This is a genomic window from Burkholderia territorii, from assembly GCF_902833055.1.
In the GTDB taxonomy this organism is placed as follows: domain Bacteria; phylum Pseudomonadota; class Gammaproteobacteria; order Burkholderiales; family Burkholderiaceae; genus Burkholderia; species Burkholderia territorii.
The window spans coordinates 1-483 of the sequence record NZ_CADFEJ010000120.1; the positions used below are offsets into that span (position 1 = coordinate 1).

General features: G+C 69.4%; 1 pseudogene. It reads right to left on the minus strand.

The features are described from left to right. A pseudogene (locus HW466_RS31310) lies at positions 1 to 483 on the minus strand (LysR substrate-binding domain-containing protein); the annotation flags it as partial.

The window sequence follows — 483 nt, forward strand, 5'->3', positions numbered from 1 at the left end:
GCAGGCAGACGAAATAGCAGTGCCAGGGGCTCGGCCCGTCGATGTCGAACAGGCGCACGATGCGTCCCGCGTCGAGTTCGGCCGCGGCCAGCGAGCGGCGCACCAGGGCGATGCCCTGGCCGTCGATGGCGGCCTGCACCAGTTGCGAGGAATCCTGGAACAGCAGGCCGCGCTTGGGTTCGCTGAGCGTCTCCAGGCCCGCCGCGTCGAACCAGGGGCGCCAGAGCTCGTCGTCGGAGCGCAGCAGCGGGTAGCGGGCCAGGTCGGCCGGCTCCCTGGGCAGCACGCCGCCGTTCAGGGTCGGCGCGCAGGCCGGGAAGAACATCTTGTCGAACAGCTACTCCACGTGCAGGCCAGGGTAGTGGCCGTTGCCGAAGCGGATCGCGATGTCGACGTCGTCGCGCGAGAAGTCGGTCAGCGAGTTGGTGGACTGCAGTTCGAGGTCGATGTCGGGATGGCGGTCGATGAAGGAGCTGCCGCGCG